The sequence below is a fragment of the Neisseria sp. P0021.S006 genome (assembly GCF_051956895.1).
The window spans coordinates 1-726 of record NZ_JBQCWZ010000697.1; the positions used below are offsets into that span (position 1 = coordinate 1).

The 726-nt window shown below is 47.2% G+C and carries 1 protein-coding gene and 1 pseudogene; both read right to left on the minus strand.

Annotation, left to right across the window (positions count from 1 at the left end; genetic code table 11):
* Positions 1 to 28: 28 nt before the first annotated feature.
* Complete coding sequence (locus ACTHUM_RS16545; protein ID WP_070459272.1) at positions 29 to 523, minus strand: nitrous oxide reductase accessory protein NosL; 495 nt, start codon at positions 521 to 523, stop codon at positions 29 to 31.
* Positions 520 to 726, minus strand: a pseudogene (locus ACTHUM_RS16550) (ABC transporter permease); the annotation flags it as partial. The gene ACTHUM_RS16545 and the pseudogene ACTHUM_RS16550, both read right to left, overlap by 4 nt.

The window sequence follows — 726 nt, forward strand, 5'->3', positions numbered from 1 at the left end:
CAGTTTCAGATGGCATTTATTGGTTGTTTTATTTGAAAATGTATTCGTCGGGCATCTCTGCAAAACCGACTACTCTGCCGCCTTTCTCTTTGGCGAATTTTTCAGCCTGAGCCTTGTCGGCAAACGGAAGCGCGTCTTCCGCACCCATGCCGCCGATAAAGCTGCTTTCGATGACGTAATAGGCTTTTTTCGCATCTATCCATTCGGCGTCGGCATTGGGTTTTTCCCAATCTTTGACTTTGCCCATATCGGTAACATAGATAGCATGAATGCCTTTGGGCTCTTCAGGCAGTTTAGTGTAGCCGAACATCTGCTTGATGGTGGAAAACCAAACCGGTTTGTCAGGTTTGCCGTTCAAGAAGATTTGCGCTTTAGGGCCGTTGTGTTCGGTCAAGTTCATGCTGCAGTAATGACCGACTGCACTGTCGCTGATTCGTTGGGGCGTAGGCGGAGGAGTATTTTCCTCTTTGCTACAAGCAGATAAAGCAAGGATGGTGAATGCTGTAAATAATATTTTTCTCATATTTGTCTCTTTCCGAAAATCCAGGCGGCCAAGACCAAGGGAATGATAACCCATAATACCTGCGCCGTCAGCAAAACCGGCATAGTCAGGCTGATTTGATCGCTCAAACCGGCCATCCCTGCGTACATCGCGGTGTTTTCATAACCGGTCAGGTTGAGCAGACGGTAAATGTCGGAAGGATTGAACAAGAGAATGGTTTCTAC